This window comes from Sphingomonas sp. JUb134, assembly GCF_004341505.2.
In the GTDB taxonomy this organism is placed as follows: domain Bacteria; phylum Pseudomonadota; class Alphaproteobacteria; order Sphingomonadales; family Sphingomonadaceae; genus Sphingomonas.
Window position 1 is genome coordinate 2,787,723 of sequence record NZ_SLYP02000001.1, and the last position, 25,362, is coordinate 2,813,084.

General features: G+C 67.2%; 26 protein-coding genes and 1 tRNA gene. 12 read left to right on the forward strand and 15 right to left on the reverse strand.

Annotated elements, in window-relative coordinates:
• The first annotated feature begins 428 nt into the window (after positions 1 to 428).
• The 5 genes from EDF69_RS12910 (at position 429) to EDF69_RS19955 (ending at position 7,262) form a co-directional block, all read left to right on the forward strand.
• Positions 429 to 2,753 (forward strand): sigma-70 family RNA polymerase sigma factor, encoded by a 2,325-nt coding sequence (locus tag EDF69_RS12910; protein WP_132884574.1) that lies wholly within the window; start codon positions 429 to 431, stop codon positions 2,751 to 2,753.
• 39 nt (positions 2,754 to 2,792) lie between these two features.
• Entirely contained in the window at positions 2,793 to 3,380 is a 588-nt protein-coding gene (locus EDF69_RS12915) for an ATP-binding protein (RefSeq protein ID WP_204991382.1), read from the forward strand.
• A gap of 44 nt (positions 3,381 to 3,424) precedes the next feature.
• Entirely contained in the window at positions 3,425 to 4,912 is a 1,488-nt protein-coding gene (gene istA, locus EDF69_RS12920; protein ID WP_132884630.1) for an IS21 family transposase, read from the forward strand.
• 14 nt (positions 4,913 to 4,926) lie between these two features.
• A complete protein-coding gene (istB, locus tag EDF69_RS12925; protein WP_204991410.1) occupies positions 4,927 to 5,760 on the forward strand; it encodes an IS21-like element helper ATPase IstB in 834 nt (277 codons plus the stop codon).
• A gap of 152 nt (positions 5,761 to 5,912) precedes the next feature.
• Positions 5,913 to 7,262 (forward strand): recombinase zinc beta ribbon domain-containing protein, encoded by a 1,350-nt coding sequence (locus EDF69_RS19955; protein ID WP_425336676.1) that lies wholly within the window; start codon positions 5,913 to 5,915, stop codon positions 7,260 to 7,262.
• Here EDF69_RS19955 and EDF69_RS12945 read toward each other — a convergent pair.
• Positions 7,221 to 7,297: transfer RNA gene (locus EDF69_RS12945), tRNA-Arg, on the reverse strand. The two genes, EDF69_RS19955 and EDF69_RS12945, sit on opposite strands and share 42 nt — an antisense overlap.
• A gap of 165 nt (positions 7,298 to 7,462) precedes the next feature.
• Here EDF69_RS12945 and EDF69_RS12950 point away from each other — a divergent pair.
• Together EDF69_RS12950 and EDF69_RS12955 are read left to right on the forward strand one after the other, a co-directional pair.
• Positions 7,463 to 8,935: an ATPase domain-containing protein gene (locus EDF69_RS12950; RefSeq protein ID WP_339538465.1), complete on the forward strand. Its 1,473-nt coding sequence runs from the start codon at positions 7,463 to 7,465 to the stop codon at positions 8,933 to 8,935.
• A 15-nt stretch (positions 8,936 to 8,950) separates the two neighbouring features.
• Entirely contained in the window at positions 8,951 to 11,002 is a 2,052-nt protein-coding gene (locus tag EDF69_RS12955; protein WP_132882287.1) for a PAS domain-containing protein, read from the forward strand.
• 4 nt (positions 11,003 to 11,006) lie between these two features.
• Here EDF69_RS12955 and EDF69_RS12960 read toward each other — a convergent pair whose 3' ends face one another.
• From EDF69_RS12960 to EDF69_RS12975, 4 genes are read right to left on the reverse strand one after another with little or no spacing between them, the layout of a single operon-like run.
• The gene (locus EDF69_RS12960; RefSeq protein WP_132882286.1) at positions 11,007 to 11,435 is read right to left on the reverse strand and encodes a DUF1178 family protein; all 429 of its coding nucleotides are present in this window, start codon (positions 11,433 to 11,435) and stop codon (positions 11,007 to 11,009) included.
• Positions 11,432 to 12,256 (reverse strand): carbon-nitrogen hydrolase family protein, encoded by an 825-nt coding sequence (locus EDF69_RS12965; RefSeq protein WP_132882285.1) that lies wholly within the window; start codon positions 12,254 to 12,256, stop codon positions 11,432 to 11,434. Before EDF69_RS12965 ends, EDF69_RS12960 begins: the two co-directional genes overlap by 4 nt.
• Complete coding sequence (grxC, locus tag EDF69_RS12970) at positions 12,253 to 12,510, reverse strand: glutaredoxin 3 (protein WP_132882284.1); 258 nt, start codon at positions 12,508 to 12,510, stop codon at positions 12,253 to 12,255. The genes EDF69_RS12965 and grxC overlap by 4 nt, the downstream gene beginning before the upstream one ends.
• A gap of 32 nt (positions 12,511 to 12,542) precedes the next feature.
• A complete protein-coding gene (locus EDF69_RS12975) occupies positions 12,543 to 13,274 on the reverse strand; it encodes a double zinc ribbon domain-containing protein (RefSeq protein ID WP_132882283.1) in 732 nt (243 codons plus the stop codon).
• A 44-nt stretch (positions 13,275 to 13,318) separates the two neighbouring features.
• Between EDF69_RS12975 and EDF69_RS12980 the strand changes: the two genes are divergently transcribed.
• Entirely contained in the window at positions 13,319 to 14,152 is an 834-nt protein-coding gene (locus tag EDF69_RS12980; protein ID WP_204991383.1) for a methyltransferase domain-containing protein, read from the forward strand.
• A gap of 2 nt (positions 14,153 to 14,154) precedes the next feature.
• Here the strand turns inward: EDF69_RS12980 and EDF69_RS12985 are convergent, their stop codons facing one another.
• Positions 14,155 to 14,541 carry a (deoxy)nucleoside triphosphate pyrophosphohydrolase gene (locus EDF69_RS12985; RefSeq protein ID WP_239555475.1) on the reverse strand — a complete coding sequence of 129 codons (387 nt, stop codon included), beginning with the start codon at positions 14,539 to 14,541 and terminating at the stop codon, positions 14,155 to 14,157.
• Positions 14,542 to 14,624: 83 nt separating this feature from the next.
• Here EDF69_RS12985 and EDF69_RS12990 point away from each other — a divergent pair, with 83 nt between their 5' ends.
• Both EDF69_RS12990 and EDF69_RS12995 read left to right on the forward strand, forming a co-directional pair.
• Entirely contained in the window at positions 14,625 to 14,813 is a 189-nt protein-coding gene (locus EDF69_RS12990; protein ID WP_132882281.1) for a Flp family type IVb pilin, read from the forward strand.
• 124 nt (positions 14,814 to 14,937) lie between these two features.
• The gene (locus EDF69_RS12995; protein WP_132882280.1) at positions 14,938 to 15,111 is read left to right on the forward strand and encodes a Flp family type IVb pilin; all 174 of its coding nucleotides are present in this window, start codon (positions 14,938 to 14,940) and stop codon (positions 15,109 to 15,111) included.
• Positions 15,112 to 15,189: 78 nt separating this feature from the next.
• Here the strand turns inward: EDF69_RS12995 and EDF69_RS13000 are convergent, their stop codons facing one another.
• The 4 genes from EDF69_RS13000 to EDF69_RS13015 form a co-directional block, all read right to left on the reverse strand.
• Positions 15,190 to 16,137, reverse strand: a complete 948-nt coding sequence (locus EDF69_RS13000; RefSeq protein ID WP_132882279.1) for an acetyl-CoA carboxylase carboxyltransferase subunit alpha — start codon at positions 16,135 to 16,137, stop codon at positions 15,190 to 15,192.
• A gap of 83 nt (positions 16,138 to 16,220) precedes the next feature.
• Positions 16,221 to 17,141 (reverse strand): tyrosine-type recombinase/integrase, encoded by a 921-nt coding sequence (locus EDF69_RS13005; protein ID WP_339538472.1) that lies wholly within the window; start codon positions 17,139 to 17,141, stop codon positions 16,221 to 16,223.
• Positions 17,138 to 18,919: a hypothetical protein gene (locus tag EDF69_RS13010; RefSeq protein ID WP_132882278.1), complete on the reverse strand. Its 1,782-nt coding sequence runs from the start codon at positions 18,917 to 18,919 to the stop codon at positions 17,138 to 17,140. The genes EDF69_RS13005 and EDF69_RS13010 overlap by 4 nt, the downstream gene beginning before the upstream one ends.
• Entirely contained in the window at positions 18,900 to 19,037 is a 138-nt protein-coding gene (locus tag EDF69_RS13015; protein ID WP_164521272.1) for a hypothetical protein, read from the reverse strand. Before EDF69_RS13015 ends, EDF69_RS13010 begins: the two co-directional genes overlap by 20 nt.
• An 81-nt stretch (positions 19,038 to 19,118) precedes the next feature.
• Here EDF69_RS13015 and EDF69_RS13020 point away from each other — a divergent pair, with 81 nt between their 5' ends.
• Positions 19,119 to 19,658, forward strand: a complete 540-nt coding sequence (locus EDF69_RS13020) for a shikimate kinase (protein ID WP_132882277.1) — start codon at positions 19,119 to 19,121, stop codon at positions 19,656 to 19,658.
• Positions 19,655 to 20,755 (forward strand): 3-dehydroquinate synthase, encoded by a 1,101-nt coding sequence (gene aroB / locus EDF69_RS13025; protein ID WP_132882276.1) that lies wholly within the window; start codon positions 19,655 to 19,657, stop codon positions 20,753 to 20,755. The genes EDF69_RS13020 and aroB overlap by 4 nt, the downstream gene beginning before the upstream one ends.
• A 2-nt stretch (positions 20,756 to 20,757) precedes the next feature.
• Here the strand turns inward: aroB and EDF69_RS13030 are convergent, their stop codons facing one another.
• From EDF69_RS13030 to radA, 5 genes are all read right to left on the reverse strand, one after another.
• Positions 20,758 to 21,090: a DUF423 domain-containing protein gene (locus tag EDF69_RS13030; RefSeq protein WP_132882275.1), complete on the reverse strand. Its 333-nt coding sequence runs from the start codon at positions 21,088 to 21,090 to the stop codon at positions 20,758 to 20,760.
• Positions 21,091 to 21,106: 16 nt separating this feature from the next.
• Positions 21,107 to 22,888, reverse strand: coding sequence for a cation:proton antiporter domain-containing protein (locus tag EDF69_RS13035; protein ID WP_132882274.1), 1,782 nt, complete (start codon positions 22,886 to 22,888; stop codon positions 21,107 to 21,109).
• Entirely contained in the window at positions 22,888 to 23,322 is a 435-nt protein-coding gene (locus EDF69_RS13040; RefSeq protein ID WP_132882273.1) for an iron-sulfur cluster assembly scaffold protein, read from the reverse strand. Before EDF69_RS13040 ends, EDF69_RS13035 begins: the two co-directional genes overlap by 1 nt.
• Before the next feature lie 59 nt (positions 23,323 to 23,381).
• Positions 23,382 to 23,924, reverse strand: coding sequence for a CvpA family protein (locus EDF69_RS13045; protein WP_132882272.1), 543 nt, complete (start codon positions 23,922 to 23,924; stop codon positions 23,382 to 23,384).
• A 64-nt stretch (positions 23,925 to 23,988) separates the two neighbouring features.
• Complete coding sequence (gene radA, locus EDF69_RS13050; RefSeq protein ID WP_132882271.1) at positions 23,989 to 25,359, reverse strand: DNA repair protein RadA; 1,371 nt, start codon at positions 25,357 to 25,359, stop codon at positions 23,989 to 23,991.
• Positions 25,360 to 25,362 lie beyond the last annotated feature (3 nt).

Here is a 25,362-nt window from a genome sequence, read left to right on the forward strand (position 1 = left end):
ACCAAGCGACACGACTGTACTCGTTCGAGAGCGACCGGCGCGATGTCGTATCGCTCCGCGTCGACCAAGTCATACGCCATGTATCTGAACAGGACCTTCGCAATATTCTTACCGTTTGCCCAGCTGAGCCGTTGGCCGACGCCGCCGTCAAGAACGGCCTCTTCGACTGGCTCGTCGAGCGCTCCGGTTAGTCCAGAACCATGATGGACTTAAATTCCCGGACGACGGAAAGGTCGGAGTTCCTAAATGTGCCAAGGATAACGAATTTTTCTGGCGGACGGCGGAGTTCAAGGGCATGCTTCAAGGGGCTGGGTTTGGGGAACGAGATCACGTCGTATGAGGGGTGGGCGTTGCATTCGCGGAATTTTGCCTGAAATCCCGACGATACGATCTTCGTGACGTCCTCCGCCCCGCTCAATGCCGTCTCGATGACCGAAGAGGAACGGGCTTATCGCGCGTCGCGCGATCCCGCTCATCTCGTTGAAGTGGATGCAGCCGGACGATCGCATCTCCACCTCGCTGCGATGTCTGGCAAGGCAGCCGTCTGCCGCATCTACATCGCCGCCGGGTGCGACCCGTCGACGCACGATAATTCAGGGCGTACAGCAGCGGAGCTTGCAAAGGCTGCTGGCTATGCTGCGCTCGCGCGTTCGCTCGAGGCGCTGCCCGCCCGCCCTGCAGCGACCAGCACCCCCAAACAGGCCGGCAGCCGCCCCGAACTGCTGGATGCGGCCGAACAGCGCGGACTGGTATCAGGTAACCAGCAGGTCATTGCCGCGATCATATCGAATGGCCGGCTCCGTTGCCGCAATCCGAAGGGAGACACCCCGCTTCATCTGGCAGCTGCGGGCGGTCACCTGACCGCGTGCAACGCGCTCTTCGAAGCGGGTGCGGATCCGGGAGCGCGGAACGACGCCAAGCAGACTCCGGCAGAGATGGCGGCAGAATCCGGTCATCAGGACCTCGCCCGCCTGCTTAGCGGCCAGGAACCGGAGGCAACCGCACCCAGTCGCTCATCCCCGCCCCCCGCCGCGCTGCAACCCGAGGTGACAGAACTGCAGCCGTTTGCAGACGCTGGTTTCGATCTGATCGATTTCGACGCGCTCGAAGAGCCCGCCGCATATCATGCACGGCAGCAGATCGGCACAGTTTCGGCGATTTTCACCGCTATATCCCCTCGTTCCGGAATGCGGAGTGGCGGAGCGGAGGAGAATGACGACTGGGAACTGCCGACGAGTCTCGCAAAGGCGGGCGCAGCGGGTTCTTCGCAATTCCAAGCCGGCCGCCCCCCGGACCTCGATGACGCTGCGGATTTTTCGCATTCCTCCGCCAGCCGTCGATCCCGCCGGCCTCGGAAGCTCAGGGATACAACGTTCGCGCTGTCCGCGGATTTGGCGGAGACTTGGGCGGCCGAGGCGCTTGCCAGCGGCATGGTGAATGAGCAGGCAATCCGGGATTTAGTGAGCGCGTGCCGGGGAAACCCGAGCTGGGCGGATCTCGAGACCAATGTAGGCAAGGTGCTCGCAGCCGCCGGAATACACGTGATCCGCGAGGCTGGAGACTTCCGGCCCTTTCCCGACGCGTCCCTTGACTTGGTCGATGTGGCCGTGCTGAGCGAGGCAATTGTTGCCGCCTGCACCCGGGATGCCGTCGTTCCCGGCAGCGGCCCCTTCATTCTCGACCGGGCTACCGAGGAGCGAATCCTTCGCGAGATAGCGAATGCCCGTCGAGACCTGCTTGACGGAATTCTGGACACCCCCGGCGTCCTGGCCGAGGTCGTCCGGCGCGGCGAGCTTGTCTTGGCAGGCGAGCTTGCACCGGACGAGTTCACCGAATTGGATATCGATCCCGATGCTGACGATGGGGATGATGACGACTTCCCAGGCAATATCGAGATTCTGCGCAATGCCGTCGAAGAGGGTGTCAAAAGCGGAGGCCGGGCACGACGTGTTGCGATCCAGGCGCTCGAGGAGCTTGAAATCCGTCAGGACTGCTTGGTCGGCCTCGCCGCTAGCCAGGGCGAGGTGGCAGAAGGAACAATCCGCAGGCTGATGAGCATATGCGACCGCGCGGCCGAAGAGCTCGTCCTTAGGCACCTTTCGTTTATGCGGCGAGAAACCGCGAAGATGGCGAAAGCTGACGAGGATGCGGAGGAACTTTTCCAAGAAGCGTATTTCGGTCTTCGCCGGGCGTCGGAACGCTTCGACCCTGAACGCGGGGTGCGCTTCTATCTGTACGCATTGCTCTGGATCAGGCAGCGGATAAGCCGCTGGAGGGCCGACCAAGGATCGTTGATCCGCGTGCCGGTGCATCGCGTCCAGCTGAACGCGAAGATCACAACACACGCGGAGGAGTTCGAACGCTCACATTTACGCTCAGCAACGGATTTAGAGCTGGCGGCAGCTACGGGCTTCGAGGCTGCAACGATCAGGTCGCTTCAATTCGCGCTATCGGACCCGGTTCCGTTTCATCAGGTGGAAGGGGCGATAGCATCGCGCGCGGAAGGGCAGGACGAGATCTTTTCAAGAGCGCAACTCGCCAGCGTCATCAGTCGCGAGCTCAACGACCTGCCGGCACGCGCGGAGGCCGTGATCCGCATGCGGTTCGGTATCGGCCTTACGAGCGATATGACCCTAGAGGAGGTCGGCAAGATCTACGGCGTCACCCGCGAAAGAATCCGACAGATCGAGGCCAAAAGCCTTCAGACACTGGCTCACCCGAGCCGGCGCCGCGTTTGGCGGGGCCTGCTCTGAATGGGCGCTACAAGAAATGTGCCGCCGGCTGCAGGTGCCATGCTCGAGTCGCTGCGCGGCCTAGGTTACACCACTGCCACAGCGATCGCCGATCTGATCGACAACTCCATCAGTGCGGAGGCCGATCATGTCGACGTGGTGTTCGAATGGAACGGTCCAGACAGCTGGGTCAGGGTCTCTGACAACGGCCGGGGAATGAGCGACGCGGAACTCGAAGCCGCAATGCGCCTCGGCGCGCGCGATCCGCGAACACAACGACGTGCCGGCGATCTCGGCAGGTTCGGCATGGGATTGAAGACGGCAAGTTTTTCGCAGGCACGGATATTGACCGTTGCGAGCAGCAAGGCCGGCCATGAACGGTGCTGCCTTCGCTGGGATCTCGACCTGCTCGGCGGAGCGGAGGGGAGCTGGCTGCTTCATGAGGGTGCGCGAACTGGTTCGAAGGACCGCGTCGAAGCCGGGCTGTTCGACGACAGAGGTACGATCGTCCTTTGGGAAAACCTCGACCGCGTCGTGACGGACGGCTTCACCGCGCAGGACTTGATTGAACTGATTGAACAAGTTGTGAAGGGCGGTGACAAACCAGGCCACAGGACCGCCGGCGCAGTGCCGTCGGGGGCGGAGTAAAATCCGGCCAGTTGGTAAGCTGCTCCCTTTGCGGAGCGGCGGGGATGTTTGTCGTGGAGAGCTACGCAGCGGTCAGACGGTTTGTATTTGTCGAGGGGCATAGTCGCCGGGAAGCGGCGGAGGTGTTCGGGCTGAACCGGGATACGGTACGCAAGATGTGCCTGTATTCGGCGCCTCCTGGATACCGCCGGACGAAACCTCCGACCAAGCCGAAGCTCGGGACGCTGCTACCGGTTATCGACGCAATCCTGGCAGCCGACCGCGAGGCGCCGGGCAAGCAGCAGCACACGGCCAAGCGGATCTTTGAGCGGCTGCGCGACGAGCATGGCTATACGGGCGGCTACACGATGGTGAAGGACCATGTGCGGCTGTGCAGGGCCCGCGGGCGCGAGACCTTCGTGCCGCTGGCGCACCCGCCGGGGCATGCACAGGTCGACTTTGGCGAGGCGGTCGCGGTCGTCGGCGGGGAGCGGATGAAGATCCACTATTTCTGCATGTCGCTGCCGCAGTCGGATGCCTGCTTCTTCAAGGCGTATCCGCGCGAGACGACCGAGGCGTTTCTTGACGGGCACGTGTCGGCATTCGCGTTCTTCGGGGGCGTGCCGCTGTCCATCCTCTACGACAACACAACCATCGCCGTGGCAAAGATCTGCGGCGATGGAACGCGCGAGCGCACACGCGCCTTCACCGAGTTGGTCAGCCACTACCTGTTTCAGGACCGTTTTGCGCGTCCAGCGCGAGGCAACGACAAAGGCAAGGTCGAGGGGCTGGTGAAGTTTGCGCGCAACAACTTCATGGTGCCCGTGCCGGTCGCTGCCAATTTCGATGTCCTGAACGCCAGGTTCGAGGAGTCCTGCCGTACGCGCCAGGGCGAGCATGCCGGTCAGCACGCGCAGACCATTGCCGAGCGGCTGGCGGCAGACGTATCGGCATTGCGCACGCTGCCGTCCGTACCACTGGAGCCATGCGAGAAACGCGCGGCGCGCGTGTCGTCGACCGCGATGGTGCGCTACCGGACCAACGACTATTCGGTGCCGACCGCGTACGGCTACCGCGACGTGATGGTGAAGGGGTTCGTCGACGAGGTCGTCATCATATGCGCGGGCGAAGAGATTGCCCGGCACGCGCGTTGCTACGACGAAGGCGTATTCGTCTCCAACCCACTGCACTATCTCGCGCTCATCGAGACCAAGCCCGGTGCGCTCGACCAGGCGGCAGCCCTTCAGGACTGGAACCTGCCGGACATCTTCCAGCATCTGCGCCACCTGCTCGAGGCCCGGATGGGCAACAAGGGTAAACGCGAGTTCATCCAGGTGCTGCGGCTGCTCGAGGCGATGCCGCTTCCCATCGTCACGGATGCCGTGACCGAGGCAGTCCAGTTGGGCGCACCTGGTTTTGACGCGGTAAAACTCATCGCGCTGGCGCGTATCGAGCGCCGTCCGCCGCGCCTGGATTTAGCGGCGTATCCGCACGTGCCCAAGATGGACGTCAAAACGACGTGCGCGGCCGACTATGCGGTGCTGGCAGCATGACGGACAAGGACGCCATGCCGGTGGGCACGACCGCAGGTACGCCACAGGTGCTGCTCGCCCATCATCTCAAACAACTCAAACTGCCAACCGTTCTGCGCGAGTACGAAAAGGTCGCGCGCGAATGCGCGCAAGGCGGGGTCGACCACACGCGCTACCTGTTGCGGCTTATCGAGTTGGAGCTCATCGACCGCGAGCGCCGGACCATCGAGCGACGGATCCGCGCAGCCCGTTTCCCGGCTGTGAAGAGCTTCGACACCTTCGAGTTCACCGCCATCCCCAGCCTGAACAAGATGATGGTGGTCGAGCTCGCACGGTGCGAATATATCCTGCGCCGCGAGAACGTCATTGCGCTCGGCAACAGCGGGACAGGCAAGACGCATGTAGCCCTCGCGCTCGGCCTGGCGGCTTGCCAGAAGGGCTTCACAGTCGCCTTCACTACCGCGGCCTCGCTGGTGAACCAGTTGATGGAGGCGCGAGACGAGCGACGGCTGCTCAAGCTCCAACGCGAGATGGCGGCCGTGAAGCTGCTCGTCGTCGATGAACTCGGCTACGTCCCGTTGTCCCCGACCGGCGCCGAACTGCTCTTCGAGGTGCTGTCGCAGCGCTACGAGCGCGGCTCGACCATCATCACCTCCAACCTGCCGTTCGAGGACTGGACGCAGGTGCTCGCCTCCGAGCGGCTGACCGGCGCACTGCTCGACCGGCTCACCCACCATGCCACCATCCTGACCATGAACGGCGACAGCTATCGCCTCAAGCAGTCCACCGGACGCAAACGTCGCGGGGCGGAGCAAAACCAGGCCAGTGCCCTGTCCGACCCGGACACCGGTGAGATATTATCTTCCTGACCATCAGGCCGAGGACGGCAACGATATGAAAAGGGCCCCGATCGGGGCCCTTTTCATATCGTCAGCGCGCGCCTCAAGTGGCCTGCTTTTACTCCGCCCCGCTGGCCTGGTTTTGCTCCGCCGTTGACAGGATCGCCCGTCTGGCGCGCAACATGCGCCTGTTCTTCAACTCGCTCGACGGGCTTGCCGATGTCGGCGTCGAGGTGATTTCAATCACGGAGAACTTCGGCGAAGGCCGCCGCACCAAGCGCATGGGCCAAACCATCTCCGCGATGGTGGCCGAGCAACAGGCCATCGACGCGTCCATCTATACCTCCAAAAGCCGCCGTGAGAATGCCCGTCAGGGCTTCTACAATGGCGGTCCGGTAGCCTTCGGCTACGAGACATATGTCGCCAGGAAGGATGGCGATAAGGAGCGGATGAAGCTGTGCGTTGTTCCTGCGGAAGCCGCAGTGGTCGATCAGATTTTCGACTGGGCGGATATGGGGCGCGGCGGGCGCTGGATCGTTGGAGAACTCAATAGGCGCGGCACTACGCTGCGCGGCGCCAAGTTCTCCAACGGCAATCTGTCAGGTATATTGGGCCGTGTCACCTACACCGGTGTCTATTACGACAAGACCGTCGACGATGACGGCAACGTGCCCGATCCGGAGGATTGGATCGCCGTACCATGCCCGGTGATCATCGATCAGGCGCGGTTCGACCGCGTCAACGCGCTGCGGGCGTCTCGCAATCCGCGCCGTACCCCACCGCATATTGCCGCTGGCACCACGATGCTGACCGGCATCGCGAGATGCGGAACAGCGGGATGTAGCTGTGCGATGACGATCCGCACCGGTAAGGGCGGACGATACAGCTATTACGTCTGCGCCAATCGTGTGAACAAGGGGGAGGCTTGCGCGACCCCGAGCATTGCACGGAAGGTGCTGGACGATCTCGTGCTGAATAGCTTGGAAGAGCAGGTGCTTGCGCCCGAGCGGTTGCGGACGCTCCTGTCGGATGTCCTCGACCTCTCCGATCAGAAGCGGGTTCAGCGCGAAGCGGAGCTAACGCAAGCCCGCGCCGAGAAGACGCGGCGTTCCACAGCCATCGAACGTCTCTACATCGCCCTGGAAGAGGGCGATATTGGACCGCGTGATCCAATCTTTGCGAAGCGAATGGAAGAGAATCGATCCGCGCTCGCCGCCTCGACGACGCGCATTGCTACGCTGGAGGCGCAACTGGCGAAGGGGTCGCGAAAAATCACCCCGAACACGATCAACCGGTTTGGGGAATTACTGTCCGCCAGGCTGCGCGACGACGACCCGGCGCTGAGGAAGGCCTATCTGCGGATGCTGGTGTCGAAGGTCACTGTTTCCGATGCACAGATCACCATCTCTGGCCCGAAGGCCGTGCTAGAGAATGGTGTCTGCAACGGTGCCCCGCGCCTAGAAGGGACGGTGCCCATCTTTGACCGGGAATGGTGCCCCGGGAGAGACTCGAACTCCCGACCTGCGGTTTAGGAAACCGTTGCTCTGTCCTGCTGAGCTACCGGGGCCACGGCCAACCCACTAAGTTTGCGCGGGTTGCCCGTCAACGCAGGACAAGGCTTGCGGCCCGCCAACCAAGTAGCCGCTTGCACGCCTTTGCTGCGATCTAGTCGCTGTCCGGCCGATCCAGACGATGCTAGGGGGCGATACTGCCTCTGCTGGACATTCTCGACATGACCGAACCTGCCTCGCTGATCCCGTTCGGAAATGAGGGACTGGACCAGATCCTCCGCGGCGGCCTGCCGACGAACCGGCTCTACCTGCTGGAGGGCGCGCCGGGTTCGGGCAAGACGACCTTGTCGCTCCAGTTCCTGCGCGAAGGTGCGCGTCGTGGCGAGCGGGCGCTCTACGTGACCCTGTCCGAGACCAAGGAAGAGCTCGCGATCGTCGCCGCCTCCCACGGCTGGAGCATCGACGAGTTCGACGTCTTCGAACTCAGCATGGCCGATGAGGTGCTGGGCGTCGGCCGCGAGCAGTCGATCCTCTATTCCTGGGAAATGGAACTCGGCGAGACGATCAAGCTGATCGAGGCCGAGGTGGAGCGCGTGAAGCCCTGCCGGGTCGTGTTCGACAGCCTGTCGGAGATGCGGCTCCTCGCCCAGGATCCGCTCCGCTACCGGCGCCAGGTGCTGGCGCTCAAGCAGTTCTTTGCCGGTCGCGACACGACCGTGCTGCTGGTCGACGACCTCACCGCTTCGCGCGACGGCGGCGACGGCCACCTCCACAGCCTGTGCCACGGGGTCATCACGCTGGAGCGGCTGACGCTGGAGTTCGGCGCGGCACGCCGGCGCCTCCAGGTCCAGAAGCTGCGCGGCGTCGACTTCGTGGCGGGCTTCCACGACTTCACCATCCGCAAGGGCGGCCTCGACATCTATCCGCGGCTGATTGCTGCCGCCCACCAGCGCGCCACCGTCGGCGAAGCGATTCCCAGCGGGGTCCCGGAGCTCGACGCGCTGCTGGGCGGCGGGCCGCTAAGGGGTACCTCCACGCTCATCACGGGCCCTGCCGGCACCGGCAAGACGACGATCGCTCTCCAATACGCCTATGCCGCCTGCGAACGCGGCGAACGAGCCGTGATCTATGAGTTCGACGAGCGTATCGGGACGCTCCTGGCCCGCGCGCGTGCGTTCAACCTGGATCTCCAGAAGCACATCGACGCCGGGCTGCTGATCGTGGAGCAGATCGATCCGGCCGAGCTGTCGCCGGGCGAGTTCGCCGCCCGCGTGCGCCGCCGGGTCGAAGGCGACGCGGCGCAGGTGATCGTAATCGACAGCCTCAACGGCTATCTCGCCGCCATGCCCCAGGAACAGCAGCTGGTGCTGCAGATCCACGAGCTGCTGTCGTTCCTCAATCAGCAAGCGGTCGCAACCTTCCTCATCAACCCGCAGGAGGGGTTGGTGGGAACAATGCAGTCGAGCATCAACATTTCCTATGTTGCCGACGCGGTGCTGCTGCTGCGCTTCTTCGAGGCGGATGGCCGCATTCGCAAGGCGGTCTCGGCGCTGAAGAACCGTGCGGGGCAGCACGAGGATGCCATCCGGGAGTTCCGCGTAGACGCCGAGGGCGTCCGGGTGGGGGCACCCTCACGGCCTTCCAGGGGGTGCTCACGGGCACGCCGGAATATGTGGGCGAACGCTTGCCCTTGATGGAAAACCGCAAACGTGGGGCATAGGACCGCCGCGGAGGGTCATCGCGTCCTGGTGGTCGCGCCGTTCGGGCGCGATGCCGAAGTGGTCGTGGGGTTGCTCCGGGACCAGCGCTATGACGCCGATGCCTGTGCCGACCTGAACGCGGTTGCAGAGCGCCTCGACGAACATGTCGGCGTAGTCCTGCTGACCGAGGAGGCGATGCGCTTGGGCACCCACGCTCTTCGGGCGGTGCTCGCGGCCCAGCCGAGCTGGTCGGACATTCCGTTCATCCTGCTCGCGGCGCGGCAGCGCAGCAGGGGAACTGGCTCGGAGGAACTCCGCGCGCGCCTGCTGGAGCTGACCGGCAACGCCATCGTGCTCGAACGGCCGCTGAGCGTCGCCTCGCTGCTGAGCGCGACCGATTCGGCGATGCGCTCCCGCCAGCGCCAGTTCGAGACGCGGGACCGGATGCTCGACCTGGAGGTCAGCCGCACGGCGCTGGCCGCGAGCGAGGCCGAGCTGCGCCGGATCGCCGACGCCCTTCCCGTGCTGATCGCCTTCGTCGACCGCAGCGGACATTATCGGTTCGGCAACCGCGCCTATGAGGACTGGTTCTACGTCTCTCCGGAGGAGATCATCGGCCGCCATGTCCGCGAGGTGCTGGGCGAAGACGCCTATCACATCCGCCAGGCAGACATCCGGCGCGCGCTGGCTGGAGAGACGGTGCGGATGGAGGTCCCGACGCCGCACCGCGACGGGCGCCGTCGCGACACCGAGATCCGCTACCTTCCCCGCCGGAACGCGCAGGGGGAAGTCGACGGTTTCCACGTCTTCGGCATCGACATCACCGATCGCAAGCAGACCGAAGAGCTGCTTGCCGAGCGCGTCGCTGAGCGGACCGCGGCGCTCCAGGCGGAAATGGAGAACCGCGCCCGGGCCGAAGCCGCCCTGCTCCAGAGCCAGAAGATGGAAGCAGTCGGCCAGTTGACCGGCGGGATCGCGCACGACTTCAACAACATGCTGACCGGCGTCATCGGCGCGATGGACATCATGAAGCGCCGGATCGCTGCCGGCCGAACCGACGACCTGGAGCGCTTCATGGACGCCGCCACGACCTCGGCGCAGCGGGCGGCGGCGCTCACCGCACGGCTCCTCGCCTTCTCGCGCCGCCAGTCGCTCGACACCAAGCCGATCGAGATCAACGGGCTGATCGCTTCGCTGGAGCAGCTCCTTCACCGCTCGACGCGGGAGAACATCACGCTTCACGTCGCGCTTGCGGACGATGCGCTGTGGGCGGAAACCGATGCCAACCAGCTCGAGAACGCGATCCTGAACCTCACGATCAACGCCCGCGACGCGATGCCGGAGGGCGGGCAACTGACGATCGAGACGCGCGCCGTCGAGCTGGACGAAGCCTATGTGGCGACCCGGCCCGACGTGCAGCCCGGCCGCTATGTGGTGATCGCCGTCTCCGACACGGGCGTCGGCATGGCGCCGGAGCTGGTCCAGAAGGTATTCGACCCGTTTTTCACCACCAAGCCGATCGGCCAGGGGACCGGCCTCGGCCTCTCCATGGTCTATGGCTTCGTACGCCAGTCGGGCGGGCAGGTCCGCATCCACAGCCAGGCCGGGGCGGGCACGACCGTGTCGCTCTACCTGCGCGCCGTCGACGCACAGCCGGAGCACGACTCCGCCGCATCCAGCCGGCCGGTGCCTGAGGGGAACGGGCAGACCGTCCTCCTGGTCGAGGATGATCCCTCCGTCCGGCTGCTCGTGCGCGAGGTGCTGGAGGAGCTGGCCTATGTGCCCATCGAGGCGGAAGAGCCCAATGCGGCGATCGCCGTCCTGGCCTCCGACCGGCACATCGACCTGATGGTCTCCGACGTGGGGCTGCCCGGCATGAACGGCCGCCAGCTTGCCGAAGTCGCCCGCCAGCACCGCCCCGAACTGCCGATCCTGTTCGTGACGGGCTATGCCGAGAATGCCGCGATCCGGGCCGACTTCCTGGGCACCAACATGGCGATGATCACCAAGCCGTTCGCGATCCAGGAGCTGTCGGCCAAGATCCGCGAGATGCTCGGCTGAGGGCTTAGTTGCGAGCGCCGGGCGGGACGACCGGCAGGGGAAGCGGCGCGACCGGTACCCCCTCCTCGACCAGAGCGCGGGCCTCTTGAGGCGTCGCCTGGCCGTGGATCGGAGCCGTCGCCTCCTCGCCCAGATGCATGGCGCGCGCCCGGTCGGCAAAGCGGGAGCCCACCCATTCGGAACCTTCGAGCGCCTTCTCCTGCGCCTTGGCAAGCGCGGCGAGAGCGGCCTTCATCGGATCGGCATTCGTGGCCGTGCGCTGGTTGCCCTTGGCGGCGACGTTGGGCGCCATCACCGCCTTCTCGACCGAAGCGCTGTCGCACAGCGGGCAGCGAACCAGCCCCCGCTCCTTCTGATCGGCGTAATCGGCGCTCGACCCGAACCAGCTCTCGAAGACGTGACCGCCGTCGCAGCGAAGATCGAAGACGATCATGCGACGCGCTCGACGGGCGGGATCGCGCGTCGATGCCGCAGCACCGGCAGACGCTCGCGAACGTCGTGAAGGACAGCGCGGTCGAGTTCGGCAAAGCCCAGGCCGGGTGCGTCGCCCATGTCGAGCAGCACCGTGCCCCAGGGATCGACCACCAGCGAATGGCCATAGGTCTCGCGGCCGTCCGCATGCACGCCCGTCTGGGCCGCGGCGATCACGAAGGCAGCAGCCTCGATCGCGCGAGCCCGCAGCAGCACGTGCCAATGGGCAGCGCCAGTCGGGCGGGTGAAGGCAGAGGGCACCGCCAGCAATTCGGCACCCGCGTCGCTCAGCGCCCGGTAGAGATCCGGGAAGCGCATGTCGTAGCAGATCGAGAGGCCAAGCGGCCCGGCCGGAGTGTCCACCACCACCGCTTCGTCGCCAGGCGCATAGGCGGCGGATTCCTGCCAGCGTTCGCCGCTTGCCAGCGCGACGTCGAACAGGTGGAGCTTGTCATATCGAGCGCGAACCATGCCGTCCGGCCCGATCACGAAGCTGCGGTTCGCCAGCTTTCCATCCGGCCGGCGGATCGCCAGGGAGCCGAGTTGAACCCACAGGCGATGCTCCGCCGCGGCCGTCCGTACGGCGGCCAGCACGGGATCGCCGGCCTCGTCCGTCAGGACAGCCGCCGCCCTGCCCCGCTCCCGATCGATCAGACCGGACATCTCGGGGGTGAACAGCATGGCGGCGCCCCCGGCAGCCGCCTGGGCCACCGCGTCCGTCAGCACCGCCGCATTGGCGAGCGGGTCGATCCCGCTCGTCATCTGCAGCAGGGCGATCCTCATCGTGCGAGCAGCGGGTCCAGTCCCCCCTGCCGATCCAGCGCGGCGAGATCGTCCGAGCCGCCGATGTGGCGGCCGTCGATGAACACCTGAGGCACGGTGGTGCGGCCGTTCGCCCGCTGCAGCATCTCCGCGCGGCGCTCGCCACCCATGGTGATGTCAAATTCCTCGAACCCGGCTCCCTTGCTCTCCAGCAGCCGCTTCGCGCGGGTGCAGTAGGGGCAGAAGGCTTTGGTGTAGATTTCGATCTTTGCCATGCGGCCTGAGGTGTGTCGGCAGGACCCGCTTGTCAATCATGCGCCTCGTCCAGCACGCGCGCCCAGCACAGCACCGTCACCTCGCGAGCGCCTGCCGCAAGAAGCTTCCGGGCGCAGGCATTGGCGGTCGCGCCGGAGGTGTAGACGTCGTCCACCAGCACGACGGACTTGCCCGCTACCCGTGTCCTACCAGAGCCAGAAACCGCAAAGGCACCCGCCAGCACCTTTGCGCGTTCGCGCCGGCCGAGGCCGCGGAGGACGGGCGTCGCCCGGGTGCGAACCAGCAGATGGAGTTCAGCCGAAACGCCGCAGATCCGCGACAGGGTTCCTGCGACCAGCGCCGCCTGGTTGTAGCCGCGCGACCACAGGCGGCGCCGATGAAGCGGCACCGGCACCAGCAGTTCGGCGTCCGCGGGCATCAGCCGGGCCATCAATCGGGCCATGGTTTCCGCGGCGGCAAGCCGGCCGCCATATTTCAGCTTCAGGGCGACGTCGCGCGCGACCGGACCATAGGCGACCGCTGCCCGGGCACCGGCATGGGCGGGCGGTGCTGCCAAGCAGGCGGCACAGCAGGCGTCCCCGCCCCGGTCATGATCGAATGGCAGCGCGCAGGCGGCACACCACGGCGGCCCCAGGAACTGGAGGCCGTCCCAGCAGCGGACACAGAAGCGATGGTCGGCCTCCGTCACCTGCCCGCACGCGGGGCAGCGCGGCGGCAGTGCCAGCGCGATGCTGCCTCGGACCAGGGCGGCGACGGCGTTCACGGCCGTCCTTGTCGTCGCGTCCGCGAAGGCGCACAAGCGCCCGCGTGCAACCGCCAGAGATCTTCCATCGCGCCGCGCGCCGCCTGCGCCGCGACCGTATCGCCTCCCGCTTCGGCGAGTCCGACTTCCTGCGCCGCTTCATGATCGAGGGGTTGAGCGAACGACTCGATGCGGTCACCCGCGAGTTCGCCGACGTGCTGGACCTGGGTTGCTTCGATGCCGGTCTGGCGCTTCCGGGCACCCGGATCGTTCGCGCCGATCCCGGCTTCGCCTTCGCCCGCGCGGCAGGCGGCGTGCAGTGCGACGAGGATCGGCTGCCCTTCGCGGACGGTTCCTTCGATCTGGTCGTGTCGGCGGGAACGCTGGATCAGGTCAACGACCTTCCGGGGGCGCTGAATCTGATCCGCCGGGTTCTGCGGCCGGACGGGCTGTTCCTGGCCGCCTTCACGGGCGGAGGCACGCTGTCGACGCTGCGCGGAACGCTGATGGCAGCGGAGCAGGATCGGCCCGCTGCGCGCGTTCACCCGCAGGTGAACCTGCAATCCGCGGGGGACCTGTTGATGCGGGGGGGCTTCGCGTTGCCGGTGGCCGACTCCGAAACCCTGAATGTGCGCTACGCGAGCTTCGGCCGCTTGATCGAGGACCTGCGCGGCATGGCCGGCACCAGCCTCCTCGTCGACCGCGCGCCCCTGTCCCGGACGACGCTGGCCGAAGCTGCCGCCGGTTTTGGCGAACGCGCCGATGCGGGCGGGCGCGTGTCCGAGCAGTTCGAGGTGATCTACCTCACCGGCTGGGCGCCCTCCCCCGACCAGCCGAAGCCGGCGCGTCGCGGCAGCGCGACCGTGTCGCTGGCAGAGGCGCTACGACCCAAGCACTAGGCTCAGACCAGCGCCTCCAGCAGGCCGATGAGGGGGCGGTCTGCGGGCGGCATTTCCAACCGGTGCAGTTCCACCGGGCGGACCCAGCGGAGCGCGGTGGCATGCCGCGCCTCGACGACGCCGGACCATTTGCGCAGCGCGTAGAGCAACAGCAGCAGGTGCCGCTGGCCCAGCGGCTCACTGGCAAAGGTCGCGGGCGCCAGGCACGATCGCTCCACCGTGATGCCGAGCTCCTCGTGCAACTCACGGATCAAGGCCGCCTCCGGCAGTTCGCGCGGTTCCACCTTGCCGCCGGGGAACTCCCACAGACCCGCCATCGGCAGCCCCTGCGGTCGCTGCTGCACCAGCACCCGGCCATCGCTGTCGACCAGGGCCGCAGCGACGACCATCAACAATCCTGCGCCCGTTCCACTCAGCATTTCTTTACCCGCCGCGCCTAGCCTCTCGTCAGAAGCGAGCGAAAGACCAGCGTATGCGTGTCATTGCAAGCCTAGCCCGCAGGCTGCTGCGTGACCGACGCGGTGCCACGATGGTCGAATATGCGCTGATCATCGCGCTCATCGCGCTTGCCGCGCTGGCGGCACTCACTCCGGTGGCACGCAAGGTCGTGGGCATGTGGGATCATGCGGACGAGGAAGTGTCGGATGCCGTTCAGCGCTGATCCTGCCGATCGTGGGTCCGCCCTAAACCCTTTTTCAACGAACAGGCGGATAGAGCAACGGATGCTGCACCGGGTCTCACCCGGATCAGCCGGGTATGTTGAAGCACGAACGTTGGAGACCCCAATGCAGAAGATCCGCACCTTCCTGAAGAACAACAAGGGCGCCACCGCGATCGAATACGGCCTGATCGCAGCCCTGATCGCCGTTGCCGCAATCGCTGCGATGTCGGGCCTGGGCGGCTCGCTGAGCGGCACGTTCAACAAGGTCGGCACCAAGCTGAACAACTCGGTTACCTGATTTCGAAAGAAATCGATGACCGGAAAGAGGGTCGGACGGCAGTCCGACCCTCTTTTTTATGATCCGCCGCGATCGCGCTCAGGCGCGCCCCATGTTCAGGAACTTGGCCCGTCGATCGCGACGCAACTGTTCCGTCGTTTGCCCCTCCAGTTCGCCCAGCGCGTTGCCGAGCGCCGCACCCAGAGAGGCGATTGCGGCAGCAGGGTCGCGGTGCGCGCCGCCCAGCGGCTCTGCCACGATCGTGTCGATCACGCCCAGCGCCTGCAGGTCCTGCGCCGTGACCTTCATCGCCTCTGCCGCATCCGGCGCGCGATCGGCCGTGCGCCACAGGATCGAGGCGCAGCCCTCGGGCGAGATCACCGAATAGACCGCGTGCTCCATCATCAGCACCCGGTTACCGGCAGCGAGCGCCACGGCGCCGCCTGAACCGCCCTCACCGAGGATGGCAGCGACCATCGGCACTCCAAGTGCGAGGCTCGCCTCGGTCGAGCGGGCGATCGCCTCCGCTTGGCCGCGCTCTTCCGCCTGGATGCCGGGAAACGCACCGGACGTGTCGACCAGCGTCACCACCGGCAGGCCGAAGCGGTCCGCGAGCTGCATCAGACGGATCGCCTTGCGATACCCCTCCGGCTTGCCCATGCCGAAATTGTGCTTGAGCCGGCTGGCGGTGTCGTCGCCTTTCTCATGGCCGATCACCATCACCTTGCGGCCGTTGAGCCGGCCGAGGCCGCCGATGATCGCGGAATCGTCGGCAAAGGCGCGGTCGCCGCCCAGCGGCATGAAGCCCTCGATCAGCGCTGCGACATAGTGCTTGAAGTGGGGCCGTTCCGGATGCCGCGCGACCTGGGTCTTCTGCCACGGCGTCAGCTTCGCATAGGTGTCGCGCAGCAGACGATCGGACTTGCCCTGCAGCTTCGAGATTTCCGCCTCGATGTCGACCTCTCCGCCGGCCGCGGTATCGCGCAGCTCGTCGATCCGGCCCTGCAGCTCGGCGATCGGCTTCTCGAAATCCAGAAAGGTGGCCATCAACTCGGGTTCCGTCTCGATAAGGTGCGCTGCCGCTCCTCGCGGCGACCTGGCTGCGGGGCGAACAAGTTTCAGGGTGCCGGTTACGGTGCCCGGCGGAGGGCGTCAACGAGCGGATGGCGCGCGTTGACCAGCTCGACCAGCCGCTGGCTGTCGACATGAGTGTAGATTTCGGTGGTCGCGATGTCGGCATGCCCCAGCATCGCCTGCAGCGCACGCAGGTCCGCACCCCCTTCCAGCAAATGGGTGGCGAAGGCGTGGCGCAGGACGTGCGGGCTCACCCGGTCGGGCGGGATTCCGGCCTCCGCGGCCAAGGCCTTCAGCAGCTGGAACAAGCGGATGCGCGACAGATGCGTCTTGCCCGATGGAAACAGCCATGGCTTGTCTGCCGGGACATGGGCGCGCCAGCTGGCGACTGCGGCGCGCGCGCGATCGGAGACCGGAACCATCCGCTCGCGCCCACCCTTGCCGCGCAGGATCAGATAGGGCCGATCCGTTGCGATGGCGGTGCGTGGCAGGGACACGAGCTCTGTCGCTCGCAAGCCGGAGCCGTAGAGCAGTTCCACCAGCGCCGCGAGACGAAGGTCGAGGGGGTTCGGGGGATCGCGCGCGATCCGGGCCTCGATCGCCTCGAACAAGCGGTCCACATCTGCCGAGGACAGCGTCCGCGGCAGCGGCCGCGCGCTTCCGGGCCGCGGCAGCGCGCGGCCGGGATCGTCCGCGCGAAGCCCCTCATCGGCCAGAAAGGCGAAGAAGCGCCGCAAGGCGGCCGACTTGCGCGCAACGGTAGCGCGCGAGAGATCACCCCAGCCCTCGGCGAGCCGTTCCAGCGCCGGACGATCGGCATCGGCAAGCCGGCCCGCGAGCGCGTCCGATGCGAGCCGCAGATCGGTTCCATAGGCAAGCAACGTGTTGCGCGCCGCCCCCGCTTCCGCCGCCAGCATTTCCAGGAAGCGGTCGATCAGGATGCGATCGCTGCCGGCGGGCGCGCCGCCTTCGCTCACGCGCGTGCGATCGCCTCGGCAGCGATCATCCGCGCTTCCCCTTCAAGCCCAACCGCCCGCAAGGCGGCGACGATATGGAACAGCGCCTGGGGCGAAACGCCGCGCCAGTCCCGCGTCTGCATGCCGACCGCGGCGAGCACCAGGACGGTGCCCGGCTGGTCGCGACCGGCCGCAAGCGTGATGGCGCGGGTCCAGGCGTTCTCCGCGCCGATCGGCACGCCCAGCGACTGCGCCAGTTCCGTAGCGTCCTCTGCCGGCAGCCTGCCCAGGCCCGCAAGGCCGGCGAGCAGCAGTTGTCCCTTGCGCGCGTCGCCGTCGGCGTATCGCGACACGGCGCGCTGCGACACCTGCCGGGCACGCGGATCGGCAACCGCCAGCATCGCCCAGGCGTCACCGCCCTCCGGTGCGACCGAGCGCCAACGAAGCGCCCGCAGGTCCATCCCGGCCGACAGCATCGAAGCAACGAGCGCATCCGCGTCCGCAGCATAGTCTGCAGACGCCGGGATCGCCGATGCCGCGCGCGCGGTGAGCACGCGCCGTGCATAGCTGCGCTGAGCGTCGGTCGCGCCGGTCCACACCTGGCGCAGGGCCGTCATGCGATCGGCGACCTGCGCTGCGGCAAAAGCCTCGCGGAGATCGCGTGCGACGGCGCTCAATTCGCTCGGCGAATCGTCCAGCTCGCCGACCGTGGCATAGAGATCGACCAGGGCGCTGCTCGACAGCACCCCCTGAGCAGCGGCAAGCTCGGCATCCGGCACGCGGCGCTCGGGAGGAATCGCAGGCATCAGCGCGTTCCAGTACCGGACCTGCGGCCCGACCGTGTCGAACAGCGCGGCCGGGATTTCCACGGCGGTCGCATTGGCGAGGCCCCAGCGCCAGGCGCTGAGCTGCTCCACGCCGTCCCATTCGATCGTCACCGATCGACGGCCCTGCGCCCCTGCGCCCAGCACCTTCTCGGCCAGCTTCAAATCGATGTCCGCACCGACTGCTCGTCGGCGGAAGGCACGGCGCGCCTGGTCGATCAGCACGCCCGCCTGCTTGGGCTCGCCCGCAAGTCCGGCGCACATCGCACGGGCGAGCTGCCAGCCACGCTCCTGCGAGACACGCTGCGCCGGCTCCACGATCCCGCACATCGCTGCCGGATCGGCCGTCGCCAGCGCCGCCTGCATCGCGACCTGGTACATCTTCGGCGTGTAATTCTCGCCATCAACCGACTGCACCACGGCGCGCGCGGTGGGCGCTTCCCCCATCCGCAGCAGCAACCAGGCGCGCTCGGCGGCGAAGTCCGGTCCATTGACTCGCGCAGGCGTGTCCACGTCCGAGGCGAGTGCGCGGCGCAGCGCGATCGACAGCCAGCGCGACGCAACCGGCGCATCGAGCCGGCGCATCAGCGTCTCCAGCATGCGACCGTCTGCCCCGGCGAACGCGTTGCGGCCCAGCCCTGCGCCATCGATGCCGATGTGCGCAGTCGATCGCCGCGCATACTCCGGCAGCTCATACTGGGCGAGCAGCTTCGGATCGACCGGCCGCGCCGTTGCGGTCGGCGTCGGGGTCGGCGTGGGCGTCGGAATCGGTGCAGGACCCGCGATCGGCGCCTGCGGCAACCCGGAGGGCCGTGCCGCCGGCTGCTGCGCGCCGGGCGCAGGCGCCGGCGCGACCGGATCGTTGAACCCGGGCGGCAGCAGCGATTCGGGTACGTCCTGGCCAAGCGCCGGCAGGCCGACGAGGCCAGCCAGCACCAGAACCGAGGCGAAGCTGCTAGTTCTGGAGATTTTCAAGCGAGACCGCCTTTTCGACCTGCACCGGCTGCTTCTCCGTCTGGCGGCCCGCCAAGAAGAACAGCCCGCCGACGAGAACCAGCAGGACGACGATCAGAATGACAAGCGATCGGGACATGGCGGACGAAAACTCACGATTGCGAAGCGGGCGCACAAGCTTTTTGCCCGCGCGCCGCCACGCTGTATAGCGCCGGCCACGATGCTGCAAACCCATGCCTCGACACCGCCGTGGAGCGGAAAGCCGATCGTGCTGGTCGGGCTGATGGGCGTGGGCAAATCCACTGTCGGTCGCCGGCTGGCGCACCGCATGCGGCTGCCCTTCGTCGACGCGGACAATGAGATCGAGCGTGCTGCCGGCATGACCATCGCCGAGATGTTCGAGCGGTTCGGCGAAGCGCATTTCCGCGACGGGGAACGCCGCGTCATCGCCCGGTTGATCGACGGCAGCCCCAAGGTGATCGCCACCGGCGGCGGCGCCTTCATCAACGAAGAGACGCGCGCCCTGATCCTGGAACATGGCCTCGCCGTCTGGCTCGATGCCGCGCCAGCAGTGCTCGCCGAGCGGGTCGGCCGCCGCGACCACCGCCCGCTGTTGCGTGGCAAGGATGCCAAGGCGGTGCTGACCGAGCTCGCCGCGATCCGCAACCCGTTCTACGCCATGGCCCCCGTGCACATCGTCAGCCAGCAGGCCCCGCACGAAGCCACCGTCAACGCCATCCTGGAGGCGATCCGCCCGTGACCACCATTCCCGTTTCGCTCGGCACCCGCAGCTATGACGTCGTCATCGAGGCGGGGCTGCTCGCGCGAGCCGGGGAGTTGCTGGCACCGATCGCACGCGGCAGGCCGATGCCGATCGTAGCCGACGAAGCGGTCGCGCCGCACCTGGAGACCCTGCGCGCGTCGCTCTCGGCCGCGGGTATCGCGAGCGAGGCGATCGTGCTGCCCGCCGGCGAAGGTTCCAAGAGCTGGGCCACGCTCGAACTGCTGATGGATCGGCTGCTCGCACTTGGGGTCGAGCGGCGCGATCATGTGATTGCGCTCGGCGGCGGCGTGATCGGGGACCTGGTGGGCTTCGCGAGCGCCATCCTGAAGCGCGGCTGCGGGTTCGTGCAGGTGCCGACCACCCTGCTGGCGCAGGTCGATTCGTCGGTGGGCGGCAAGACCGGCATCAACACGCGGGCCGGCAAGAACCTCGTCGGCGCCTTCCACCAGCCGGCCATCGTGCTCATCGATCCGACGACGCTCGATACCCTGCCGTTGCGCGAAGTCCGTGCGGGCTATGCCGAGGTGGCCAAATACGGCCTGATCGACGATCCCGAGTTCTTCGCCTGGTGCGAAGCCAATGCCGACCGGCTGCTCGCGGGGGACCCGGAAGCGCGCGAGATCGCGATCGCGCGATCGGTCGCGGCCAAGGCGCGCATCGTCGGGGAGGACGAGCGCGAGACGAGCGGTCGGCGCGCGCTGCTCAACCTCGGCCACACCTTCGGCCATGCGCTGGAGGCGGAGGCAGGCTTCGACGGATCGCTGTTGCACGGCGAAGCGGTTGCGGCAGGCATGGCCCTCGCCTTCGCCTTTTCCGCGAGCCGCGGCCTGTGCCCGCCCGAGGATGCAGCGCGGGTGGCAGCCCACCTGCGCGCGGCGGGTCTTCCGGACGGCCTTGCAGCGGCCGGGATCTCGGCAAGCGGCGCGCGACTGGTCGACCATATGCGGCACGACAAGAAGATGGAGGGCGGCACGCTCGCGCTGCTGCTCGCGCATGGGATCGGCCGGACCTATGTCGATCGCGGCGTGGCGCTGGAAGAGATCGCGGCGTTCCTCGACACGCAGCCGCGCTGAGCTCAGCCGCGCAGGCCCGTCCAGGCCAGCCAGAGCCAGCCGAGGATCAGCAGCGTGCCGCCGATCGGGGTGACGGCGCCAAGCCAGCGCGGCGCCCCGAAGGCCATCGCATAGAGCGTGCCGGCAAAGATCAGCGCGCCGCCCACGAACAGCCATCCGGGTCCGCGCGCCTCCAGCCGCAGGGCGACCAGCGCCGCGACGGCGTGGACGAGCTGATACTGGCCACCCGTTTGCAGCCATTCCCGCGCCTGGCCCTCGGCACCATGCGCACCAAAGGCGCCCGCGCCCACTGCGAGCGCGCCGGACAATGCGGCCAGAAGCATCAGCAGGTTCATCGACTGTCCCCTTCCCTCACGCCTCGCGCGAAAGTCCGTCGCGGGCGGCGCTTCCCCGTTCCTGGCTGAACATCGCCTCGCGCCCGGCATAGAGGTCCTGCGCCTCCAACTGCTGGGCGAGCCGCTTGGTGTCCAGGTTGCGATAGGCCTCTTCGGTCCGGTCGATCTCCGTCTCGTCCACGCCGACGCACGCCATCGCCTTGCGCGCCATCGCGACTGCGGAATCGAGCACTTCGCGGACATAGCCCTCCACCGGAGCACCCTTCAGGCGAAGGATCGACAGGCGATCGAACACGCGCATGAAGATCACGGCATCGGGGAAGGCGAGCTTCACCGCTTCGAGATCGGCCGGCTCCATCTGCTGGCCATCAATGCAGAACAGCAGCAACTGCGCCTCGTCCGCGCCCGCCCGGCGGAGCGTGTCGATCCGAGTGCCGTCGCCGTAGTATACCTTCATGCCGAAGTTGCCGGCACGCTCGATCGTCACCGGGTCCGTGTCGATCAGCGTCACGCTGATGCCCTGGCCGATCAGCATCTGTCCGACCGTCTGCCCGAAGCGGCCATAGCCGATCACCAGTGCCGCGGCGCCGTCGTGCTTGGGACCATCAAGCCCGTCGGTGCTCGCCTGGGGCTCCATGCGAAAGCGGCGGGTGAGCATCATCAGGAACGGCGTCGTGGCCATTGAAAGCGTCACGACGGCACCGAACACGCTGGCAGCCTCGGGCGCGATCAGCAGCGCATGCTGGGCCTGGGCGAACAGCACGAAGCCGAACTCGCCACCCTGGCTCAGCAGGAGGCCGAGCGCCAGGGCCTTGCGCCACGGCATGCCGAACAGCAGCGCAAGGAGCCCGATCACCACGGCCTTGGTCGCGATCAGCGCCAGTGCCATGCCCGTCACGAACACCGGCCGCTCGGCGATGGCCGAGAGATCGAGCAGCATGCCCACCGAGAGGAAGAACAGGCCGAGCAGGATCGCGCGGAAGGGCTCGACGTCGGCCTCGAGCTCGTGGCGGTACGGACTGTCGGCCAGCATCACCCCTGCAATGAAGGCGCCAAGCGCGGTCGAAAGACCGAGCGCCTCCATGATCGCCGCGGAAGCGATTACCGTGAACAGGCCCGCGAACACGAACATCTCGCGCTCGCCCAGATTGCCGATCAGGCGGAAGAGCGGTCGCAACAGGAAGCGGCCCGCGAGGATCAATCCGGTGATCGCCAGCACCGTGTAGAGCGCCAGCATCCATCCCGGCGGCCCGCCCACATCGTCCGGATTGCGCGAAAGCGCCGCCACGATGGTGATCAGCGGGACGATCGACAGATCCTGGAACAGCAGGATCGAGAAGGCGCGCTCGCCGTACGGCGTCTTCAGGCGCCCGGCGGACTGCAGCATCGGCAGCACCTGGGCCGTCGAGGACAGCGCCAGCGGCAAGCCGAGCGCGAGGGCCGCGGGGATGGTGAAGTGCGTGAACAGCCACACGACGCCGGTGATGGCGATGCCGCACAAGGTCACCTGGAGCAGGCCGAACCCGAAAATGTCCCGCTTCATCCGCCACAGCCGGGACGGGCTCAATTCCAGCCCGACCAGGAACAGGAGCAGCGTGATGCCGAGCTCCGCGATGCCCATCTTGGCCTCGGCATCGCCGACGAGCCCCAGGACCTGCGGCCCGACGACGACGCCCGCAACCAGGAAGCCCAGCGTCGCGCCGAGCTTCAGCTTGCGGAAAATCAGAACGAACAGAAGCGCTGCCCCGAGCAGCGGTGCGAAGTCGCGGACGAACGACGTGGCGGAATGCGCCTCCATCAGCCCGGCCGCCCTTCGCGCGCGGATCGAGCGGCCTCGGCCGCAGCCTCGAACGCGAGGCGGATCGAGGCGTGACGAGCGCTATGCGGCAGCGCCGGCTCGAACAATGCGAGGCCCGGCCAGTCGGGAGGCCCTTCCCCGCCGGCGAGCCAATCCGACAGCGCGTCGCGTGCCGCGTCCAGTTCCTCGGGCGTGCGGCCGATCGCATGCGCCGCCATCAGCGACGAGGATGCCTGGCCGAGCGCGCAGGCGCGCACGAGCATGCCGAGTTCGGACACCCGGCCTTCCGCGTCGAGGTTGACGTCCACGGTGACGCGACTGCCGCACACCGGCGAGCGTCTTTCCACGCTCCCCATGGGCGACTCCAGTCGCTGCTGGTGGGGAATGGTTGCGGCAAGCCGCAGGATCTCGGTGTTGTAGAGCGGCGCAGTCACGCGCTGCATGTAGACCGCCGATGCGCTGCGCGCGAGGGGCAAGGCGCCCCAAAAAAGGATCAGTAGGACGTGTTCGCCGCGGCTTCCCCGAACATCGGCTCGCCACGCCGGCGCCGGTAGACGATGTCGGCGATGCTGGCGCTGGTGGAATCGAGCAGCGCGTAGGTGCGCGACTGGGTGATCCAGTCCGGGCGGCGCTTGGGCCCGCCCGCGATGGTGTCGATCACCAGCACCAGCAGCAGGAAGCCGAGACTGCACAGCACCAGGCCCTTCACCGCGCCGAAACCGAAGCCAAGCGCACGATCGACCGGCCCCAGGATCGAGGTGCGGGTGCGCGAGCCCACGCCATTGGCCACGAGCCGCCCCAGGAAATAGACGATGCCGGCGATCAACGCGAAGGCCAGCGTCGCAGCGCCCGCCGACGTGCCGATCACGCCCACCAGTGCGGCGCTGACCGGAGTGTGGAACAGCTTGATCGCGAAGACGACGAAGATCCAGGCCATCAGCGACAGCACTTCGGTCACGAAGCCGCGCTTGAGGCCAAGCAGAGCGGCACCGCCGACGATCAGCAGCACCACGATGTCGAGTGCGGTCAATTCCATCGATGCCCTCCCCAGCGCCTGCTCGTCCCCCTATCCGGGCGCCTGTGCGAAGTCGAGCCGCGGCTTAGCGGCCCAGCATATGGTCGACGAAGGCCGGCAGGCTGCGGAAGGTCGAGAGGGTGAGGCTGGTCCCCTCCGCCGCCTGGGCACCTGGCACCATCGCACGTCCGAAGCCGAGCTTGCCCGCCTCCTTCAACCGCAGCGCACCATGGGCGACCGGGCGCACCTCCCCTGACAACGCCACTTCGCCGAACGCGATCGCATCGGTCGGGACGGGCCGTTCGGAGAGCGCGGACACGAGCGCCGCTGCGACGGCGAGATCGGCGGCAGGATCCTGCACGCGGTAACCGCCCGCGATGTTGAGATAGACTTCGGACGTCGCGAAGGCGAGGCCGCAGCGGGCCTCCAGCACCGCCAGGATCATCGCCAGCCGCCCTGAATCCCAGCCGACCACCGCACGACGCGGCGTCGCGCCCGAAGCGAGCCGCACCGTCAACGCCTGCACCTCCACCAGCACGGGCCGCGTTCCCTCCAGCGCCGGGAAGACCACCGTACCGGTGACGCTCTCGTCGCGACTTGTGAGGAACAGCGAGGACGGATTGGAAACCTCGCTCAGCCCCTCCGTCGCCATCGAGAAGACGCCGATCTCGTCGGTTCCCCCGAAGCGGTTCTTCACCGCGCGCAGGATGCGATACTGGTGGCTGCGCTCGCCTTCGAACGCCAGCACCGTATCCACCATGTGCTCGAGCACACGCGGCCCGGCGATCGAGCCGTCCTTGGTGACATGGCCGACCAGCACCAGCGCCGTACCGCGCTCCTTAGCAAAGCGGATCAGTTCCCCCGACGAGGCGCGCACCTGGCTGACGGTGCCCGGCGCCCCCTCGATCAGGTCGGAGTGCATGGTCTGGATCGAATCGATCACGAGCAGGTCCGGCGCCTGCCCTTCCCCCAGCGTCGTGAGGATGTCCCGCACCGAGGTCGCCGCCGCCAGCTGGACCGGCGCGTTACCCAGGCCCAGGCGGCGCGCCCGCAGCCGCACCTGGTCCGCCGCCTCCTCGCCCGAGACATAGGCGACGGACTTGCCCGCCAGCGCCAGCCGCGCCGTCGCCTGGAGCAGCAGCGTCGACTTGCCGATGCCCGGATCGCCGCCGATCAGCGTCGCCGAGCCCTCGACGAAGCCGCCGCCCAGCGCCCGGTCGAGTTCGGAGATGCCGGTCGCTATCCGGTCGGGAAGCGGGATGTCGCTGTCGAGCCCGGAGAGCTGGATCGCGCGTCCGCCGGACTGGAGATTGTGCCGCGCCTGGAACGGCGTCACGACGGCGCCGGCGTCCTCCACCAGCGTGTTCCAGTCCCCGCAGTCGCCACACTGGCCCGCCCATTGCGCGGTCACCGAACCGCATTGCTGACAGACGTAGCGCTTCCGGGGTTTTGCCATGGG

Coding starts and splice junctions, on each gene's coding strand:
- EDF69_RS12910 (WP_132884574.1), top strand. CDS start 429: ATGACCGAAGAGGAACGGGCTTATCGCGCGTCGCGCGATCCCGCTCAT.
- EDF69_RS12915 (WP_204991382.1), top strand. CDS start 2,793: ATGCTCGAGTCGCTGCGCGGCCTAGGTTACACCACTGCCACAGCGATC.
- istA (WP_132884630.1), top strand. CDS start 3,425: ATGTTTGTCGTGGAGAGCTACGCAGCGGTCAGACGGTTTGTATTTGTC.
- istB (WP_204991410.1), top strand. CDS start 4,927: ATGCCGGTGGGCACGACCGCAGGTACGCCACAGGTGCTGCTCGCCCAT.
- EDF69_RS19955 (WP_425336676.1), top strand. CDS start 5,913: ATGCGCCTGTTCTTCAACTCGCTCGACGGGCTTGCCGATGTCGGCGTC.
- EDF69_RS12950 (WP_339538465.1), top strand. CDS start 7,463: ATGACCGAACCTGCCTCGCTGATCCCGTTCGGAAATGAGGGACTGGAC.
- EDF69_RS12960 (WP_132882286.1), bottom strand. CDS start 11,435: ATGATCGTCTTCGATCTTCGCTGCGACGGCGGTCACGTCTTCGAGAGC.
- EDF69_RS12965 (WP_132882285.1), bottom strand. CDS start 12,256: ATGAGGATCGCCCTGCTGCAGATGACGAGCGGGATCGACCCGCTCGCC.
- grxC (WP_132882284.1), bottom strand. CDS start 12,510: ATGGCAAAGATCGAAATCTACACCAAAGCCTTCTGCCCCTACTGCACC.
- EDF69_RS12985 (WP_239555475.1), bottom strand. CDS start 14,541: ATGGTCGTCGCTGCGGCCCTGGTCGACAGCGATGGCCGGGTGCTGGTG.
- EDF69_RS12990 (WP_132882281.1), top strand. CDS start 14,625: ATGCGTGTCATTGCAAGCCTAGCCCGCAGGCTGCTGCGTGACCGACGC.
- EDF69_RS12995 (WP_132882280.1), top strand. CDS start 14,938: ATGCAGAAGATCCGCACCTTCCTGAAGAACAACAAGGGCGCCACCGCG.
- EDF69_RS13000 (WP_132882279.1), bottom strand. CDS start 16,137: ATGGCCACCTTTCTGGATTTCGAGAAGCCGATCGCCGAGCTGCAGGGC.
- EDF69_RS13015 (WP_164521272.1), bottom strand. CDS start 19,037: ATGTCCCGATCGCTTGTCATTCTGATCGTCGTCCTGCTGGTTCTCGTC.
- EDF69_RS13020 (WP_132882277.1), top strand. CDS start 19,119: ATGCTGCAAACCCATGCCTCGACACCGCCGTGGAGCGGAAAGCCGATC.
- EDF69_RS13030 (WP_132882275.1), bottom strand. CDS start 21,090: ATGAACCTGCTGATGCTTCTGGCCGCATTGTCCGGCGCGCTCGCAGTG.
- EDF69_RS13035 (WP_132882274.1), bottom strand. CDS start 22,888: ATGGAGGCGCATTCCGCCACGTCGTTCGTCCGCGACTTCGCACCGCTG.
- EDF69_RS13045 (WP_132882272.1), bottom strand. CDS start 23,924: ATGGAATTGACCGCACTCGACATCGTGGTGCTGCTGATCGTCGGCGGT.
- radA (WP_132882271.1), bottom strand. CDS start 25,359: ATGGCAAAACCCCGGAAGCGCTACGTCTGTCAGCAATGCGGTTCGGTG.